Annotated in this window: 16 protein-coding genes; 10 read left to right on the top strand and 6 right to left on the bottom strand. The window is 66.6% G+C overall.

Going from position 1 to position 15742, the window contains the following annotated elements:
* Positions 1–53: 53 nt before the first annotated feature.
* From SP6_RS19210 to SP6_RS19195, 4 genes are read left to right on the top strand one after another with little or no spacing between them, the layout of a single operon-like run.
* Positions 54–647, top strand: coding sequence for a LemA family protein (locus SP6_RS19210; protein WP_007406921.1), 594 nt, complete (start codon positions 54–56; stop codon positions 645–647).
* Between the two features lie 10 nt (positions 648–657).
* Positions 658–1560, top strand: a complete 903-nt coding sequence (locus SP6_RS19205) for a TPM domain-containing protein (RefSeq protein WP_007406931.1) — start codon at positions 658–660, stop codon at positions 1558–1560.
* Between the two features lies 1 nt (position 1561).
* Positions 1562–2227, top strand: coding sequence for a TPM domain-containing protein (locus SP6_RS19200; RefSeq protein ID WP_007406929.1), 666 nt, complete (start codon positions 1562–1564; stop codon positions 2225–2227).
* On the top strand, positions 2224–2757 hold the full coding sequence (locus SP6_RS19195; RefSeq protein ID WP_007406922.1) for an NUDIX hydrolase: 534 nt from the start codon (positions 2224–2226) through the stop codon (positions 2755–2757). Before SP6_RS19200 ends, SP6_RS19195 begins: the two co-directional genes overlap by 4 nt.
* 231 nt (positions 2758–2988) lie before the next feature.
* Here SP6_RS19195 and SP6_RS19190 read toward each other — a convergent pair whose 3' ends face one another.
* From SP6_RS19190 to SP6_RS19180, 3 genes are all read right to left on the bottom strand, one after another.
* Positions 2989–3270 carry an ETC complex I subunit gene (locus tag SP6_RS19190; RefSeq protein ID WP_007406935.1) on the bottom strand — a complete coding sequence of 94 codons (282 nt, stop codon included), beginning with the start codon at positions 3268–3270 and terminating at the stop codon, positions 2989–2991.
* Between the two features lie 12 nt (positions 3271–3282).
* A complete protein-coding gene (hrpB, locus tag SP6_RS19185) occupies positions 3283–5733 on the bottom strand; it encodes an ATP-dependent helicase HrpB (RefSeq protein ID WP_037570061.1) in 2451 nt (816 codons plus the stop codon).
* A 214-nt stretch (positions 5734–5947) separates the two neighbouring features.
* A complete protein-coding gene (locus SP6_RS19180) occupies positions 5948–6958 on the bottom strand; it encodes a polyprenyl synthetase family protein (RefSeq protein WP_007406937.1) in 1011 nt (336 codons plus the stop codon).
* 109 nt (positions 6959–7067) lie between these two features.
* Between SP6_RS19180 and SP6_RS19175 the strand changes: the two genes are divergently transcribed.
* Both SP6_RS19175 and SP6_RS19170 read left to right on the top strand, forming a co-directional pair.
* Complete coding sequence (locus tag SP6_RS19175; protein ID WP_007406936.1) at positions 7068–7346, top strand: chorismate mutase; 279 nt, start codon at positions 7068–7070, stop codon at positions 7344–7346.
* On the top strand, positions 7346–8017 hold the full coding sequence (locus SP6_RS19170; RefSeq protein ID WP_007406928.1) for a nucleoside/nucleotide kinase family protein: 672 nt from the start codon (positions 7346–7348) through the stop codon (positions 8015–8017). The genes SP6_RS19175 and SP6_RS19170 overlap by 1 nt, the downstream gene beginning before the upstream one ends.
* A gap of 415 nt (positions 8018–8432) precedes the next feature.
* Here SP6_RS19170 and SP6_RS19165 read toward each other — a convergent pair whose 3' ends face one another.
* Genes SP6_RS19165 through SP6_RS19155 form a run of 3 tightly spaced genes read right to left on the bottom strand, consistent with a single transcriptional unit; the run spans position 8433 to position 11644 of the window.
* Complete coding sequence (locus SP6_RS19165; protein WP_007406938.1) at positions 8433–9026, bottom strand: NADPH-dependent FMN reductase; 594 nt, start codon at positions 9024–9026, stop codon at positions 8433–8435.
* 54 nt (positions 9027–9080) lie between these two features.
* Positions 9081–11135, bottom strand: coding sequence for a putative bifunctional diguanylate cyclase/phosphodiesterase (locus tag SP6_RS19160; protein WP_007406924.1), 2055 nt, complete (start codon positions 11133–11135; stop codon positions 9081–9083).
* A complete protein-coding gene (locus SP6_RS19155) occupies positions 11132–11644 on the bottom strand; it encodes a GAF domain-containing protein (RefSeq protein WP_042469521.1) in 513 nt (170 codons plus the stop codon). The genes SP6_RS19160 and SP6_RS19155 overlap by 4 nt, the downstream gene beginning before the upstream one ends.
* 312 nt (positions 11645–11956) lie before the next feature.
* On the opposite strand from SP6_RS19155, the gene SP6_RS19150 reads away from it, so the two are divergent.
* The 4 genes from SP6_RS19150 (at position 11957) to nusG (ending at position 15478) form a co-directional block, all read left to right on the top strand.
* Positions 11957–14002, top strand: a complete 2046-nt coding sequence (locus SP6_RS19150) for a carbon starvation CstA family protein (RefSeq protein WP_042469518.1) — start codon at positions 11957–11959, stop codon at positions 14000–14002.
* A 10-nt stretch (positions 14003–14012) separates the two neighbouring features.
* Positions 14013–14195 carry a YbdD/YjiX family protein gene (locus SP6_RS19145; protein WP_007407053.1) on the top strand — a complete coding sequence of 61 codons (183 nt, stop codon included), beginning with the start codon at positions 14013–14015 and terminating at the stop codon, positions 14193–14195.
* A 538-nt stretch (positions 14196–14733) separates the two neighbouring features.
* Positions 14734–14931 carry a preprotein translocase subunit SecE gene (gene secE, locus SP6_RS19140; RefSeq protein ID WP_007407051.1) on the top strand — a complete coding sequence of 66 codons (198 nt, stop codon included), beginning with the start codon at positions 14734–14736 and terminating at the stop codon, positions 14929–14931.
* 10 nt (positions 14932–14941) lie between these two features.
* On the top strand, positions 14942–15478 hold the full coding sequence (nusG, locus tag SP6_RS19135; RefSeq protein ID WP_007407052.1) for a transcription termination/antitermination protein NusG: 537 nt from the start codon (positions 14942–14944) through the stop codon (positions 15476–15478).
* Positions 15479–15742 lie beyond the last annotated feature (264 nt).

Raw genomic sequence — 15742 nt, 5'->3', positions numbered from 1 at the left:
CAAGCCGCCCATGCGTCTTATATAGACCAGACAGTTGACGGAGGAATATTCGAATGCGTCGTCCCGTTCTTGCCCTGACCCCGGTCGTGATGGCCGTCGCGCTGTCCGGCTGCGGCATGAACAGCGTGCCCACGGCGGAGGAAAATGCGAAGGCGAAATGGGCGGACGTCCAGGCCGCCTATCAGCGCCGTGCAGACCTGATCCCCAACCTCGAAGCGACCGTGAAGGGCGCTGCCGCCTCGGAAAAGGCGATCCTGACCGACGTGGTCAACGCCCGCGCCAAGGCGACCTCGGTCCAGGTCAGCGCCGATGACATTTCGGATCCTGCCAAGATGCAGCAATTCGCTCAGGCACAGGGGCAGCTCAGCGGCTCGCTCGGCCGCCTGCTCGCCAATGTCGAGGCCTATCCGAACCTGAAGAGCCAGGACAATTTCCAGACTTTCATGAGCCAGCTCGAAGGTACCGAGAACCGCATCAACATCGCGATCCGCGATTATAACACGGCGGTTCAGGCCTATAACACGCGTATCCGCACCTTCCCCGATGCGATCGGTGCGAAGGTCTTCTACGGTGCCAAGCCGATCACTCCCTATCAGGCGACGACGCCGGGGGCCCAGAATGCCCCGAAGGTGAATTTCGGTAGCTGATCGCATCCTCATGACCCGGTTCACCCGGTTGCTTCGCCCGGTTCTCGGGCTCTGGCTGATCCTCTGCGCCGTCCCCGTGATGGCGCAGACCTTTCCCAAGTTCGACGGTCTGGTCGTCGATGCGGCGGGCAAGATCGATCCGGCCACCAAGGCCCAGCTCGAGCAGAAGCTGGAAGCCTTGCAGAAGGATACCGGCCGCCAGTTGGTGGTCGCGACCATTCCCGACCTGCAGGGCTATCCGATCGAGGATTATGGCTATCGCCTCGGCCGTGCCTGGGGCGTGGGCCTGAAGAACGCGGACAACGGCGCGATCCTGTTCGTCGCGCCCAACGAAGGCAAGGGCCAGCGTGGCCCCCGTCTGGAAGTCGGGCGCGGGCTGGAGCCGATCCTGACCGATGCCTGGTCGTCGCAGATGATCCGCACCCTCATGCTGCCGCGCCTGCGCGAATCGAGCGACATTTCGGGCGCGTTGAACGCGGGAGCGGATGCCGTGATCGCGCAACTTCGCGCCTCGCCGGAAGAAGCGCAGGCCAAGGTCGCCGAGGCCGCCAAACAGTTTGATCGCCAGCATCGCAGAGGCGGCGGCGATTCCAATGGTTTTCCGATCCTGATCGTCCTGGTCATCTTCATCGGCGGCTTCGTTGTCCTGGCGATCATGCGCCGCAAACAGGGCCAGCGCTTCCATGATGACGACGACGACGATCGCGGCGGCGGCGGCGGCGGGCGTCGCGGCGGTGGCGGTTGGCCGATCATCCTCTGGGGCCCCGGCTGGGGCAGTGGTGGCAGCGCCGGCAGCGGCTGGAGTTCCGGCGGATCGTCGGGCGGGGGCAGCGACGGGTCGTGGTTCGGCGGCGGCTTTACCGGCGGCGGCGGAGGCGATTTTGGCGGCGGCGGCGCATCGGGGGATTGGTAAGATGTTGAGCGAAGCCGATAGCGATCTGATCACCGCCGCCGTGGCGCGGGCCGAGGCGATGACTGACGCCGAGATCGTCACCATCGTCGCGCCCCGGTCGGACGAGTATCGCGACGTGGCGGTCTGGTTCGCCGCCGCAGCGATGCTGCTGGTGCCGTTGTTCGCCGCGCTCTTCCCCGGCCTGGGGCTGAAGCTGCTGGCGCTGGTCCATGACGGGTGGAGCGCGCCGGGCGAGGATCTGATCCTGGGCGTGCTGATGATCGCGCAGATCCTGGTCTTCGGATTGGTCTTCGCGCTGCTCGGCCCGGTGACGCGTCGGATCGCGCTGGTGCCGCGCAGCATCCGCCATGCCCGCGTGCGCGCCCGCGCCGTGCTGCTCTTCCGCGTCTCGGCCGAGCGGCGGACCGACAGCCGTTACGGCGTGCTGCTCTATCTCTCGCACGACGAGCATATGGCGGAGATCGTCGCCGACTCCGGCCTCACCGGCAAGGTCGGCCCGGACATCTGGGGCAAGGCGATGGCGGTGATGCTGCCGCATGTCGCCCAGGGCCGTACCGGTGAAGGAATCAGCGCGGCGGTCGAACGCATCGGGCTTGTGCTCGCCGAGCATTTCCCCAAGACGGCGACGGATACCAACGAACTGCCGGACAGACCCATCTCGCTATGACCGATCCCCGTATGGACGCCCCCCTCGAAACACTGGCCGAGGGTCGGTTCCTCGCACTGCGCAAGCGCGGGAGCTGGGAATATGCCGACCGACCGCGTGACATCCGTGCGGCGGTGATCCTGGCGATCGACGACGATCATATCCTGCTGGTCGAACAGTTCCGCATTCCGGTCGGCGCGCCGTGCCTGGAGATGCCCGCCGGGTTGATCGGTGACGAGACCGAGGGGGAAGCGGTGCTGGACGGTGCAGCGCGCGAACTGGAAGAGGAAACCGGCTATCGCCCCTCGCGCGTCGAGGCGCTGGGGGAGTTCTGTTCCTCGCCCGGCATGACCTCGGAGCGGTTCACGCTGGTGCGGGCCAGCGGCTTGGTAAAGGTCGGTGAAGGTGGCGGCGATTCGGACGAGCAGATCGTCGTTCACCGGGTTAAACTGTCCGACGTCCCCGCCTTTATCGCCGAGCGGCGCGCGGTGGGTGTCGTGATGGATGCCAAGATGCTGTTGCTGCTGGGTGGCGGCATCCTGGGCGTTTGAGTTCACGCGAAGCCGCGAGGACGCGAAGAAGGCCGGTTCGCGCAGAGGCGCGGAGAACGCGGAGGGGTCTTACTCGCGAAAGCGATACGCCTCTCCAACCGGTCGGTTGTGATGCGATACCGATGCCGCCGGGCGGACACCACCACGTCTCCGCGCCTCTGCGCGAACCAGCCTTCTCAGCACTGCGCGCGAACGAAAAAGCGCTCCAGCCCTAGCCGGAGCGCTCGAAGCTCAGCGGAAATTGTCGGCGTAGCTCTGCAGCTTCAGCGTCTTCTGCGGCGTCGGCACGACATGGTGGTCAAGCCCTTCGCGCTGGCAATAGGCGATCGCCTCTTCCAGCGTCGCGAAGGTCAGGCGAACCTGCTCCCGCGTGTCGCCGCTGCCGGCCCAGCCGGTCAGGGGATCGGGCTGTTTCGCCTCGGTGGGTTCGAATTCGAGTTGCCAGCGATCGGTCCGGTACTTGCCGGATTGCATCGCGTTCTTGGGGCGCTGGAAGATGCGAGCGGTGGCCATAATTCTTGTCCCTTATCGCGAACCGGCGGCTCTTGCATCCGCCTTTTTCGTGCGCAGCGTCGCGGACGCCTCCGCAGGCGCATCGGGCCAGGGATGGCGGGGGTAGCGACCGCGCATTTCCTTCGCCACCGCGCTCCAGCTTCCCGCCCAGAAACCGGGCAGGTCACGCGTCGTCTGGATCGGGCGGCCGGCGGGTGAGGTCAGGCTCAGGACCAGCGGCACCCGCTCGGTTCCGATCACCGGATGCTCGGCGAGACCGAACAGTGCCTGCACGCGAAGCTCGACACGCGGGCCGCCTTCGGCCGCATAATCAATCGCATGGGTGCTGCCCGCTGGGCTGGTGAACTGGGCGGGTGCCATCGAATCGATCCGCCGCTGGTCGTTCCAGTCGATCAGGTTGCGGATTGCCTCGGTCAACGCGCCCGGCGCGATCGCGTCGAGCCGCCGCTTCCCCGCGACCAGAGCGGGTAGCCAGTCGTCGAGCCGTTCGATCAGCGTCGCATCGTCCAGCGCCACCCCAGCATAGGCCGCACGCGCCCGATACGCTCCTGCCCCGTCGCTCCATGGGAGCAACGACAGGCCGTGTGTCCGCACCCCGTCGACCAACGCAGCCGCCACCGCTTCGGCCGAAGCCCCCGAATCGGGACCACTCGACAGGCGAAGCCCGCCCAGCCGACGTTCGCGCAGAGTCTCGACGCCGCCGGTCGCGGGATTGAAAATGACGGTGCGCCGGGTCTCGATCCGATCGGCGAACAAGGCCTCGACGGTGGCAAGGTCGAGCGGCGCGGCGGACAGGATGCGCGCGCCCGAAGCCGCCCCTTGCGTCTCCCCCACCGCCAACCATTCCGACCCCGCCAGCGCTGACGCCGGGTCGAGCCGGAAGCCACGCCCGCCGACGCTCGCCCAATTCTCACCCGTCCCATCGCGCCGCCGCGCCACCCGGTCGGGATAGGCGAGCGCTAGGCAGACGCCCGCCAGGTGATCCCAGGCCTCGCGCTCGACCGGCTTGGGGGCGAGGCCTGTCCAGCGTTTCGCCATCTGGCGCGCCGCTTCGGCCTTGGGGCCACGCTCGGTCCGCCAGCGGCGCAGGCGCTGTTCGACATCGACATCCTGCCCGCCGATGCCCCGCTCGCCGAGCAGCACCGCCACCTCGGCAGCGGTGGAAGCCAAGCCCCGCTCGCCGCTGCGGATCAGCATATGCGCCAGGCGCGGCGGCATCGGCAGCTTGGCGATGGCCTTGCCATGCGCGGTCGGGCGGCCGGAATCGTCCAGTGCCTCCAGCACGGTCAGCCGCGCGCGCGCCTCGGCGACGGCGGCCTCGGGCGGCGGATCAAGCCAGGGCAGCGCGCGCGGATCGCCGACACCCCATAGCGCCGTGCCGAGCAGCAGCGCCGACAGGTCCGCCTCCAATATCTCCGGCGGGTCGAAGCGCGGCAGGCCCGCCGTCGCAGCCTCTTCCCACAGGCGATAGGCGACACCCGGCGATTGGCGTGCGGCACGACCCGCGCGCTGGATGACGGCGGCTTGGCTGGCACGCTCGGTAACGAGCCGGGTCATCCCCGCCGCGCGATCATAGCGCGGACGGCGGGCCAGCCCCGAATCGACGACGATCCGCACGCCGTCGAGCGTCAGGCTGGTCTCCGCGATCGAGGTGGCGAGCACGATTCGCCGCCGTCCTTCCGGGTCTCGCCGGATCGCCGCCCGCTGTGCCGCCGGATCGAGCGAACCATGGAGTTCATGGACCGCGATATCGGACGGCAGGTTGGCGAGCCGCTCGGCGGTACGGGCGATCTCGGCGGTTCCGGGCAGAAAGGCGAGGATATCGCCCTCCGCTTCGTCCTGAAGCGCGCGGCGGATGGCGGAGGCGACCGAATCCTCTACCCTAGCTTCGGCGGCTCGGCCGAGATGGCGCAAGGTCAGCGGATAGCTGCGCCCCTCGCTCTCGATGACGGGCGCTTCGCCCATCAGGCTGGAGAAGCGGCGACCATCCAGCGTCGCCGACATCGCGACCAGCCGCAGGTCGGGGCGCAGGCCCGCTTGCGCATCGAGCGCCAGCGCCAGGCCGAAATCGCCGTCGAGGCTGCGTTCGTGCACTTCGTCGAACAGCACGGCCGAGACGCCCGCCAGTTCGGGATCGGCCTGGATACGCGCGACGAAGATGCCCTCGGTCACGACGGTTACGCGGGTCGCGGCGCTGACCTTCGTATCCATGCGCGTGGCATAGCCGAAGGTGCGGCCGACCGGCTCCTCGGCGAGCGCGGCCATCCGCTCGGCGGCGGCACGCGCGGCGAGACGGCGGGGAGAGAGGAGCAGGACTTCACCGGTGCACCAAGGCTGGTCGAGCAACGCGGGCGCGACGGCGGTGGTCTTACCGGCGCCCGGCGGCGCGACGAGGACGACGTTGGGGGCGTCGGCGAGCGCGGTCAACAGGTCGGGCAGGACGGCGGTGACGGGCAGGGTCATGCGGGGTTCGATACGGGGTTTGGCGAGCGGGGTGAAGGACCTCACCTTTCCCGCCGCCTCTCCCCCCATCCCCAACTTCCGTTCAGCCTGAGCGAAGTCGAAGGCCAAGGGAAACCCTGTCCATTGGGCGAATGTCGGGACGTGGGCTTCGACTTCGCTCAGCCTGAACGGGGGTTGGCGGAACGCCTTCAGTCTTTACCGGAGCGGCCCGAGTTCAATACGCCCGCGCGACCGCGAACTCGACCGCCTCGATCATCGCCGCCTTCGCCGGACCATCCGCGAAACCCCGGATCGCCTCGATCGCCAGGCCACCATAGTGCCGCGCCCGCGCCATGGTGTCATCGACCGCCCGGCTCTTGCGGACCAGCGCGATAGCGCGGGTGAAATCCTGGTCCGAGGTGCGCCGCCCCTCGACCGCATCCTTCCAGAAAGCACGCTCTTCCTCGTTGCCGCGCGCATAGGCGAGGATCACCGGCAGCGTCATCTTACCCTCGCGGAAATCGTCCCCCGCATCCTTGCCCATGGTGCCGGCGTCCGACACATAGTCGATCGCATCGTCGATTAGCTGGAAGGCGATACCGAGGTTGCGGCCATAGGCCTCCAGCGCCAGTTCCTCGGCTTCGGGCCGCTCGGCCACCACGGCGGCGATGCGGCACGCGGCGGCAAAGAGCGCGGCGGTCTTGGCGTCGATGATCGAGAGGTAACGTTCCTCCGGCAGCCCCACCTGCCGCACGGCGGTCAACTGGTTGACCTCGCCCTCGGCGATCACCGCCGAGGCGCCCGACAGGATGTTGAGCACCTTCAGGCTGCCCGCATCGACCATCAGTTGGAACGACCGGCTGAACAGGAAGTCGCCGACCAGCACGCTCGCCGGATTGCCCCAGATGATATTGGCGGTGCGCCGCCCGCGCCGCAGGTCCGAGCCGTCGACCACGTCGTCGTGAAGCAGCGTCGCGGTGTGGATGAACTCGACCGCCGCCGCCAGCACATGGTGGCTGGTGCCGCGATAGCCGAGCAACTGCGCGCTGGCGAGCGTCAGCATCGGGCGCATCCGCTTGCCGCCACCCGAGATCAGATGCCCGGCAAGCTGCGGGATCAACGGAATCTCCGACCGCATCCGGTCGATGATCACCTGGTTCACGGCGTTCATGTCGTCGGCCACCAGCCGGATCATCGGGTCCAGCGAGGGCGCGGGCTTGGCGAGGCGGGTGGCGGTTACGGTCATGGGCAGGTAAGAGCCTCTGGCGACAACGCTTGCCGAACGCAAGCCTAAGCGCGAAAGGGCGTGCGCGAATTCATGTGCCGCGCGCACGCCAGAGGGAGCTACGCCACTCATGTCCGACACCGTGCTGACCGGCTATCGCCAGTCGATCGACAATATCGACGCCGCGCTGGTTTTCATGCTGGCCGAGCGGTTCAAGATCACCCAGGCGGTCGGACGCTACAAGGCGGAGAACGAACTTCCCCCCGCCGATCCCAGTCGCGAGGAGACCCAGATCGCCCGGCTGCGCCAATTGGCCAGCGATGCGCAGCTCGACCCTGAATTTTCCGAAAAATTCCTGCGCTTCATCATCGACGAGGTGATCCGCCATCATGAAGGCTTTCGCGGCTGATGGCGTTTCTGCTCGCCATCGAGGGGGCGGACGGCGCCGGCAAGGCGACCGCGACGGCGGCCGTGACCGAGCGGCTGAACGCCGCCGGGCTATCGGCGGCGGCCCTGTCCTTTCCGCGCTATGCCGAGACGGTCGGCGGCTGGGCGCTGGGCGAATATCTGGCTGGCCGCCTGCCCCATGCGGCGGCGCCCGAGACGGCGGCGACGCTTTACGCACTCGACCGATTCGAATCGCGGCCACATCTGGTCGAGTTGGCCGAACGCCACGACGTCATCGTCTTCGACCGCTATATCGCGTCCAACATGGCCTATCAGGCCGCGCAGGTGCCGACCGAGCAGGCCGAGGCATTGCTGCAATGGATCGAGCAGTTGGAAACGGTTCAGTTCCGCCTGCCCGCGCCGCATCTGTCGGTCTATCTCGACACGCCGCTCGAGATCGCGCGCGACTTGATCGCCCGCAAGCGCAAGCGCAGCTACACCGACGAGACCTATGACGCCTATGAGGCCGATCTGGGGCTTCAGGCGCGGGTACGGGCCAATTATGCCGCGATGGCGGACGGCGCGATGCTGGGCGAATGGGCGACGGTGTCGACCGTGGCGGGCGGCAACTTGCGCGATCCGGCCGCGATCGCCGACGAGATCACGGCACTGGTGACCGAGCGCCTGCGCTAATCTGTTCCCCGGTGAAGGCCGGGGTCCCGTTTTGATGCGCTATCAAAGGCGCGAGGCATTTGCCGCCCGCGCGACGTTTCAGCGCGCCACCGGCTTGGAAAGAACTGGGGCCTCAGTCTTCGCCGAGAAATGGATTTATTCGACTCGCGGGCTTCGCCCTTCGACCGGGCGATGGATAAAATCATTTATCTCACGCGAAGCCGCGATGCCGCAAAGAGAAAGAATATGGTTCGTGCGGAGGCGCGGAGGTGTCGTACTCGCTGCTCTTGCAGCCCTTCCTCCTCGAGCGATCGAGGAAAGAGGATTGCGCGCGGTCGCGCGCGATACGTCCCTGCGTTCTCCGCGCCTCCGCGCGAAATCAAAGTCTTCGCGGCATCGCGGCTTCGCGTGAACCAAAGTCCGCGTCGAAGGCCCCTCAATTCGACGCCCGGATCGTCCCCGCCAGCGGGGCGAAACGGGCGACCTGCTGGCCGACCAGCCGCAACTGCCCTTCCACCGTCGCATCACCGATCCGCCCTTGCGCATCGAAATGTGTCTGCTGCGTGTTCACCGCCGCCGCGAACGGGGTCGGCCAGCCGCGCAGGGCATGGACGATCGAGCGCAGCGCCGCGATGGTCGAGCCGGTCGCCTGCCAGCCATAGGCGGTCGCGATCAGCCCCACCGGCAGGTCCGCGAGATAAGGCCGGTCGTCCTTCGCCGTCTCCTCCAGCAGGTCGAGCGCGTTCTTCACCAGGCCCGAGATGCTGCCATGATAGCCGGGGCTGGCGATGATGATCGCCGAGGCTTGGCGCACCGTCTCCACGAACAGCCGTTCGGCGTCGGTGCGGGTTTCCGCCCGGGGATTGTAGAGCGGAAGACGCGCCAGATCCTCACCTCCGAAGACATGGGTGCGAAACCCCTCATCGGCGGCGGCCGTCATGGCGATCCGAAGCGCGCGCTCGGTCGAGGAGACGTTGCCGATCGTGCCGCCGATACCGACGACGAGCGGAGAAGAGGAAGAACTGGCCATGGCATGCCTTTCACCCCGGACGGGCCCGGCGGGCAAGGGATAAGTTGCCGCCGCCTAGCCGACCGCCAGGTCCTCCAGCGCATGCGGGCGGAGCGCCATGGTCTGGCGCACCTGCTCGGCATCCGCCAGCGCGCGCGACGGATGGCCGATGAGATAGCCCTGTACCGCCGCGCATCCTTCGCGCGACACGATGGAGAGCTGCGCCGCCTGCTCCACCCCTTCGGCCAGCACCGGAATGTTAAGCGTCGTGCCCAGCGCCGCCACCGATCGCAGGATCGATACCGCCTGTTCGTCATGCTCGATCTCCGCGACGAACGAAGCGTCGAGCTTGATCCGGTCGAAGGGGAAGGACCGCAGCACGTCGAGCGAGGAATAACCCACGCCGAAATCGTCGAGCGCGATCGCGATCCCCATCGCCTTCAGCGCGCGCAATTGATCAAGCGCGAAACGGCGGTCATGGATGATGGCGCTTTCAGTCAACTCCAGCGTCAGGCGCTCGGGTGCCAGACCGCTATCGACCAGGGCCGAGCGCACGGTCTCGACCAGCCGGGAATCGGCCAGGTGAATCGGCGACAGGTTGACCGACACGCTATGGCGATTGGGCCATAAGGCCGCCTCGAAACAGGCTTGGCGGATGATCCAGATGCTCAGCGGAACGATGTCACCGCTCTTCTCCGCCAGGGGGATGAAGTCCGAGGGCGGGATCACCCCGCGCACCGGATGCCGCCAGCGGATCAGCGCCTCATAGCCGGTGATCTCACCCGAGGGGATGGCGGCCTGAACCTGATAATGAAGCTCGAACGCCTCGGCATCCAGCGCCGAGCGCAGGTCGGCGATCAGCTCGCGCCGCGTCTTGATCGCGTCATCCATCTGGCTGTCGTAGAAACAGGGTTCGTTGGAATGCGCCGACTTGGCCCGGTACATGGCCAGATCGGCCTTGGCGAGCAGCGAGTCGGCGTCGTCGCCATCGACCTGGGCCAGCGCGATGCCGATATTGGCGCCGATTGCGGCGGTGAACCGTTCGAAGACGAAGGGCGCATCGCAAGCGGCCTTCAACCGTTCCAGGAAATCCAGCAACTCGCCGTGATCGCCATAGGAGACGACGGCGGAGAATTCGTCACCGCCCAGCCGCGCGATATATTCGCCCGGCCGCAGCATCGCCGCCAGCCGCGCCGCCAGGGCAATGAGCAACTGGTCGCCCGCCTGATGACCATAGGTGTCGTTGACGACCTTGAAGCGCGACAGGTCCATCATGATGACGGCCATGCAGGGATAGCCGCCGCGGATCACGAAACGCTGTTCCAGTTCGTGGATGAAGCTGGTGCGATTGGGCAGATCGGTCAGGCCGTCATGCATCGCCATCTGGCGAAGGCGGCGATAGGCTTCGGTCTGGGTATGCCCGTCGATCAGCGCGCTGATCGCGGCGCAGCCGACGATGATGCAGGTCGCCACCGTGGTAGTGACGGCGAGCGCGACCATGGTCAGGTTCGATAGCCCCTCGCCCAGTTTCAGCACGGTGATGTCCATCGCCGCCATGCCCGTGAAGTGCAGGGCCGCGACCGCCAGGCTGAGCAGCCCCACCGCACCGACTCGCCGCCACCGCTCCTCGCCGCCGCGCAGCACCCGGAACGCCGCCGCGCCAAGTCCGGCCGACAGCAACACCGAGGCCACGACATAGTGCCATTCCCAGCTCACGATCCCATCGACGCGATAGGCGGCCATGCCGACATAATGCATGACCGAAACACCGACCCCGACGATCGCGCCGCCGATGGTGGCCGCCCGAACGCGATCGGCGGCGGCCAGCGCCAACCCCGGCACCGCCAACAGGATCACCGCCAACAGCGAGGCCAGCGTCAATATCGGATCGAGCACCACCGGCGCCGTCGCACGAAAGGCCATCATCGCCACGAAATGCGTGGCCCAGACCATCGTGCCGGTCGCAACCGCCGTCAGGACGATCCAGCCGATCCGGCTGAAGCCCGTCGCCGCGCGGACGCGGTGGAACAACTGCACCGTCGCCGCCGATCCGATCAGGCAGATCAGCAGCGCCAGCACCACCAGGCGAAGGTCATGCTCTTGGGTCAGACACAGGAGAACGCGCGTCATGCCAGCCGACTCCGAACCTGACGATCAAGCCGCGCCTCGAGCGCGGTGGAGGCTTGGCGCGCCAGGCCCATCAGATAGGCCGCCTGATCGGGCGAAGCGGGATGGCGCCGCCTGGTGTCGACGACGCACAGGACGCCGACATGGGCACCGTTCAGCCGGCGCAGCGGCGCGCCGATATAATAGCGGACATAGGGCGCCCCCGTGACACCGGGCAGCGCGGCGAAGCGCGGGTCGTCCAGCGGATCGGTACACTCCAGCACATCGGACCGATCGAGCGCATGGGTGCAAAAGCTGTCGTGACGCGGATAGCAGTCCAGGGTGATGCCGTGGCTGGCCTTGACCCATTGCTGGTCGCGGTGGATCAGTGACAGCAGCGCCATCGGTGCATCGAATGCGCTTGCCGCGGCGGACACCAGCCGGTCGAAAACGGGCTCAGGCGCGGAGCCCAGCACCCTCAAGCCCAGCACCGCCCTGGCCCGCCTTTGTTCGCCGAACAGGCTTTGCATCATCGACAATCCCGCCATCACATAAACGGCAATGCCATTGGGCGGCAAAGTTTAACGAACCATGCTCTATCCGATCGAGCACCTTTATTTGATATCGAAGCACTATCTGTCGCCAATGCCGTGACATTACTTCGTCGTTCCAATCGGATACCGGGAAATATATTTGCCGACTGGCCAGGGGCCTTACCGCCGATGGCTATGCTCGGCTCCATTGCCGTCGCCATATCCCGCTGGCGGCACTTCAAGCCTTTGAGGGGTGGCGCGACCGGCCCGGCTGGTTAGAAGGGACCATCATAACGGGAGGAGCCGCAAGGCATGACGAGACACCTGCCATGGATCGCACTGGCGATCGTCGGAGCGGGCGCGCTGGGCGTGGTGGCCACGGTACGTGGCGAACCGATCAACGCGCTGTGGATCGTGGCGGCGGCCGTCTCCGTCTATCTGATCGCCTATCGCTATTATGCGCTGTTCATCGCGCGGGTGATCGGCATCGACCCCAGCCGCCCCACGCCGGCCATCCGCCGTGCTGACGGGCTTGATTATGTCGCGACCGATCGGACCGTGCTGTTCGGCCATCACTTCGCCGCGATCGCGGGCGCGGGGCCTTTGGTCGGGCCGGTGCTGGCGGCACAGATGGGCTACCTACCCGGAACGCTGTGGATTCTGGCGGGTGTGGTGCTGGCGGGTGCGGTGCAGGATTTCTTGGTGCTGTTCCTGTCGATGCGGCGGGACGGGCGCTCGCTGGGTGAGCTGATCCGCATGGAGATGGGCCCCGTGGCGGGCACCATCGCGCTGTTCGGCGCCTTCATGATCATGGTCATCATCCTGGCGGTGCTGGCGCTGATCGTCGTGCGGGCGCTGGCCGAAAGCCCCTGGGGCCTGTTCACCGTGGCGGCGACCGTGCCGCTCGCCATGCTGATGGGTGGCTATACCCGCTGGGTGCGACCGGGGAAGATCGGCGAGGTGTCGATCATCGGCTTCATCGGCCTGATCCTGGCGATCGTCTATGGCCAGTCGATCGCGCAGTCGGCGGTGCTCGCGCCGCTGTTCACCTTTACGCCGGTGCAGCTCTGCTTCCTGCTGATCGGCTATGGCGCGGTCGCCTCGGTCCTGCCGGTTTGGCTGCTGCTCGCGCCGCGTGATTACCTTTCGACCTTCCTCAAGATCGGCGCAATCGTTGCGCTGGCCATCGGCATCGTCATCATGGCGCCGCCGCTGAAGATGCCCGCGCTGACCAAATTCATCGACGGCAGCGGCCCGGTCTGGGCGGGGCCGCTCTTCCCCTTCCTGTTCATCACCATCGCGTGCGGCGCGGTGTCGGGCTTCCACGCCCTGATCGCCAGCGGCACCACGCCCAAGCTGATCGCCAGCGAGAAGGACGCGCCCTTCATCGGTTATGGCGCGATGCTGATGGAAAGCGCGGTCGCGATCATGGCGCTGGTCGCCGCCTCGATCCTCGATCCGGGCGTCTATTTCGCGATGAACGCGCCCGCCGCCGTGTTGGGCACCGACCCGGCCAGCGCCGCCGCCGCCGTCACCGCAATGGGCTTCCCCATCTCCGCCGACACGCTGGCGCAGGTGGCCAAGGATGTCGGCGAGCATACGATCATTTCCCGCGCGGGCGGTGCGCCGACGCTGGCGGTGGCGATCGCAGAGATCTTCAGCCACCTGTTCGGCGGACAGACGATGAAGGCCTTCTGGTATCACTTCGCCATTTTGTTCGAGGCACTGTTCATCCTGACCGCCGTCGATGCGGGCACGCGGGCGGGCCGCTTCATGCTGCAGGACCTGATCGGGCTGGTCGTTCCCAGCTTCCGAGGATCGTCGAAGGTCGCGCCGGGCCTGATAGCGACCGGGCTTTGCGTCGCGGCCTGGGGCTTCTTCCTCTATCAGGGCGTCACCGATCCGCTGGGCGGGGTGAACACGCTGTGGCCGCTGTTCGGTATCTCCAACCAGATGCTGGCGGCCGTGGCGCTGATGCTGGCGACCGTGGTGTTGTTCCGCATGAAGAAGGACCGCTACGCCTGGATCACGGTGGTGCCGACCGTCTGGCTGCTGGCCTGCACGCTGACCGCCGGGTGGCTGAAGATCTTCTCGGCCGATCCGCGCGTCGGTTTCCTCGCGCATGCCGACAAGTTTGCCGGCGCGGCGGCGGAGGGCAAGGTGCTGGCCCCCGCCAAGACCATGGCGGAGATGGGGCGGATCGTCTTCAACGACCGGATCGATGCGGGGCTGTGCGCGATCTTCCTGGGCGTGGTGCTGGCGATCCTGGTCTATGCGGTGCGCACCTGCCTGATCGCACGTCGTATCGACCGACCAAGCGTCACCGAAATCCCGCCCGAGATGGTGGCGGCCGAATGAGCTGGGCCCAATGAATTGGCTCAGCCGCCTGCGCGAGATCGGCAATGCGATGGTCGGGATGCCTAGCTATGACGCCTATGTGGCGCACATGGCGGCCAAGCATCCCGACCGGGAGCCGATGGACGAGGTGACCTTCTTCCGTGAGCGCCAACAGGCGCGATATGGTGGGAAAAATGGCGGGCGGTGCTGTTGATTGTTCACGCGAAGCCGCGAGGACGCGAAGAAGGCTGGTTCGCGCGGAGCCGCGGAGACGCGGAGGGGAAGAATGGAGCATCCCCCCGCCCTCCGTTCAGCCTGAGCGTAGTCGAAGGCCACGGGATAATATCCGCCACGCGGGCGGAACGCTCCAGCGTTCAGGGAGCCCGCGGCTCGAAGACCTTTGCGGCGGTGCTTGCCCTTGGCCTTCGACTGCGCTCAGGCTGAACGGATGGAGGGGATCGGGAAGCAGGATCAGCACAAGCCTCTCTCTGCGTCCTCCGCGCCTCTGCGCGAACAAAAAGCTCCGCGCCTCCGCGTCTCCGCGCGAACCAAAACCCTTCGCGCCATCGCGGCGTCGCGGAAACAGAAAACCCCCGCCCCGCCCCACCCTTGCCTTTTGGCCACACCACGGCTACATCGCGTTCCCATCCGAACAGCGCGGACGGACCTTTCGTCGCAGGACCCCCGGGTCAGGCGACGGCGGACCCATGCCCCGCTGACAGAATTTCAACGCAGGTGCGGGAACGGCACGAGTGGCGAAGACGACCCCCATCGAATTCTTCAATCAGGTCAAGACCGAGACCAAGAAGGTCGTCTGGCCGACGCGGCGCGAGACGGTGATGACCGGCGTGATGGTGGTCGTGATGACCACGATCCTCGCCATCTTCTTCCTGGCGGTCGACTCGTTCTTCGAGACGCTGGTCCGCACCCTGCTGTCGCTCGCGAAGTAAAAGGGTTCCCATGGCGCGCTGGTACATCATCCACGCTTATTCCGGTTTCGAGGGCAAGGTCCGCGACTCGATCATGGCCGAGGCGACCCGTCTGGGCCTCGACCATCTCGTGGCGCAGATCGAGGTGCCGACCGAGACCGTGACCGAGGCCCGCCGCGGCAAGAAGATCGCGGTCGAGCGCAAGTTCATGCCCGGCTACGTGCTGGCCAAGCTCGACATGAACGATCAGGTCTATCACCTCGTCAAGAACACGCCGAAGGTGACCGGCTTCCTGGGCGCGATGGGCAAGCCGCAGGCGATCAGCGAAAGCGAAGCCACGCGGATGCTGAACTCCAAGGAAGAAGCCGCCGCCGCCCCGAAGCACAAGGTCAAGGTCGATTACGAGATCGGCGACGCGGTCAAGGTGCTCGAAGGCCCCTTCGCCAGCTTCAACGGCGTGGTCGAGGAACTGGATTTCGACAAGTCCAAGGTCAAGGTGTCGGTGTCGATCTTCGGTCGCGCGACCCCGGTGGAACTGGATTTCGAGCAGGTCGAACGCTCGAAGTAAGTTCGTACCGTCCGACGAAACAAGGGCCGGGGCGGCAACGCCACCGGCCCTTTTTCGTAGCTCAATACCTCACCCACCCCCGTTAAGGCTGAGCGAAGTCGTAGCCCACGCCCCACCCTCTCGGCAGACGGAATCCCGTGCACTTCGACTTCGCTCAGTGCGAACGGAGGTAGTGGCTTGCCCGCCTTGCCATTCCACTCATAATCCGCTATCGGCGCGCGCTTCCCTAGCATCATGCGACGGAACCCTTGCGGGAGGGTGCCC

Origin of the sequence: Sphingomonas paucimobilis NBRC 13935, assembly GCF_000739895.2 — a bacterium.
Taxonomy (GTDB): Bacteria; Pseudomonadota; Alphaproteobacteria; order Sphingomonadales; family Sphingomonadaceae; genus Sphingomonas; species Sphingomonas paucimobilis.
The sequence above is the reverse complement of the archived record's forward strand: the minus strand, read 5'-3'. Positions and strand labels throughout refer to the sequence as shown.

Coding starts and splice junctions, on each gene's coding strand:
- SP6_RS19210 (WP_007406921.1), top strand. CDS start 54: ATGCGTCGTCCCGTTCTTGCCCTGACCCCGGTCGTGATGGCCGTCGCG.
- SP6_RS19205 (WP_007406931.1), top strand. CDS start 658: ATGACCCGGTTCACCCGGTTGCTTCGCCCGGTTCTCGGGCTCTGGCTG.
- SP6_RS19200 (WP_007406929.1), top strand. CDS start 1,562: ATGTTGAGCGAAGCCGATAGCGATCTGATCACCGCCGCCGTGGCGCGG.
- SP6_RS19195 (WP_007406922.1), top strand. CDS start 2,224: ATGACCGATCCCCGTATGGACGCCCCCCTCGAAACACTGGCCGAGGGT.
- SP6_RS19190 (WP_007406935.1), bottom strand. CDS start 3,270: ATGGCCACCGCTCGCATCTTCCAGCGCCCCAAGAACGCGATGCAATCC.
- hrpB (WP_037570061.1), bottom strand. CDS start 5,733: ATGACCCTGCCCGTCACCGCCGTCCTGCCCGACCTGTTGACCGCGCTC.
- SP6_RS19180 (WP_007406937.1), bottom strand. CDS start 6,958: ATGACCGTAACCGCCACCCGCCTCGCCAAGCCCGCGCCCTCGCTGGAC.
- SP6_RS19175 (WP_007406936.1), top strand. CDS start 7,068: ATGTCCGACACCGTGCTGACCGGCTATCGCCAGTCGATCGACAATATC.
- SP6_RS19170 (WP_007406928.1), top strand. CDS start 7,346: ATGGCGTTTCTGCTCGCCATCGAGGGGGCGGACGGCGCCGGCAAGGCG.
- SP6_RS19165 (WP_007406938.1), bottom strand. CDS start 9,026: ATGGCCAGTTCTTCCTCTTCTCCGCTCGTCGTCGGTATCGGCGGCACG.
- SP6_RS19160 (WP_007406924.1), bottom strand. CDS start 11,135: ATGACGCGCGTTCTCCTGTGTCTGACCCAAGAGCATGACCTTCGCCTG.
- SP6_RS19155 (WP_042469521.1), bottom strand. CDS start 11,644: ATGATGCAAAGCCTGTTCGGCGAACAAAGGCGGGCCAGGGCGGTGCTG.
- SP6_RS19150 (WP_042469518.1), top strand. CDS start 11,957: ATGACGAGACACCTGCCATGGATCGCACTGGCGATCGTCGGAGCGGGC.
- SP6_RS19145 (WP_007407053.1), top strand. CDS start 14,013: ATGAATTGGCTCAGCCGCCTGCGCGAGATCGGCAATGCGATGGTCGGG.
- nusG (WP_007407052.1), top strand. CDS start 14,942: ATGGCGCGCTGGTACATCATCCACGCTTATTCCGGTTTCGAGGGCAAG.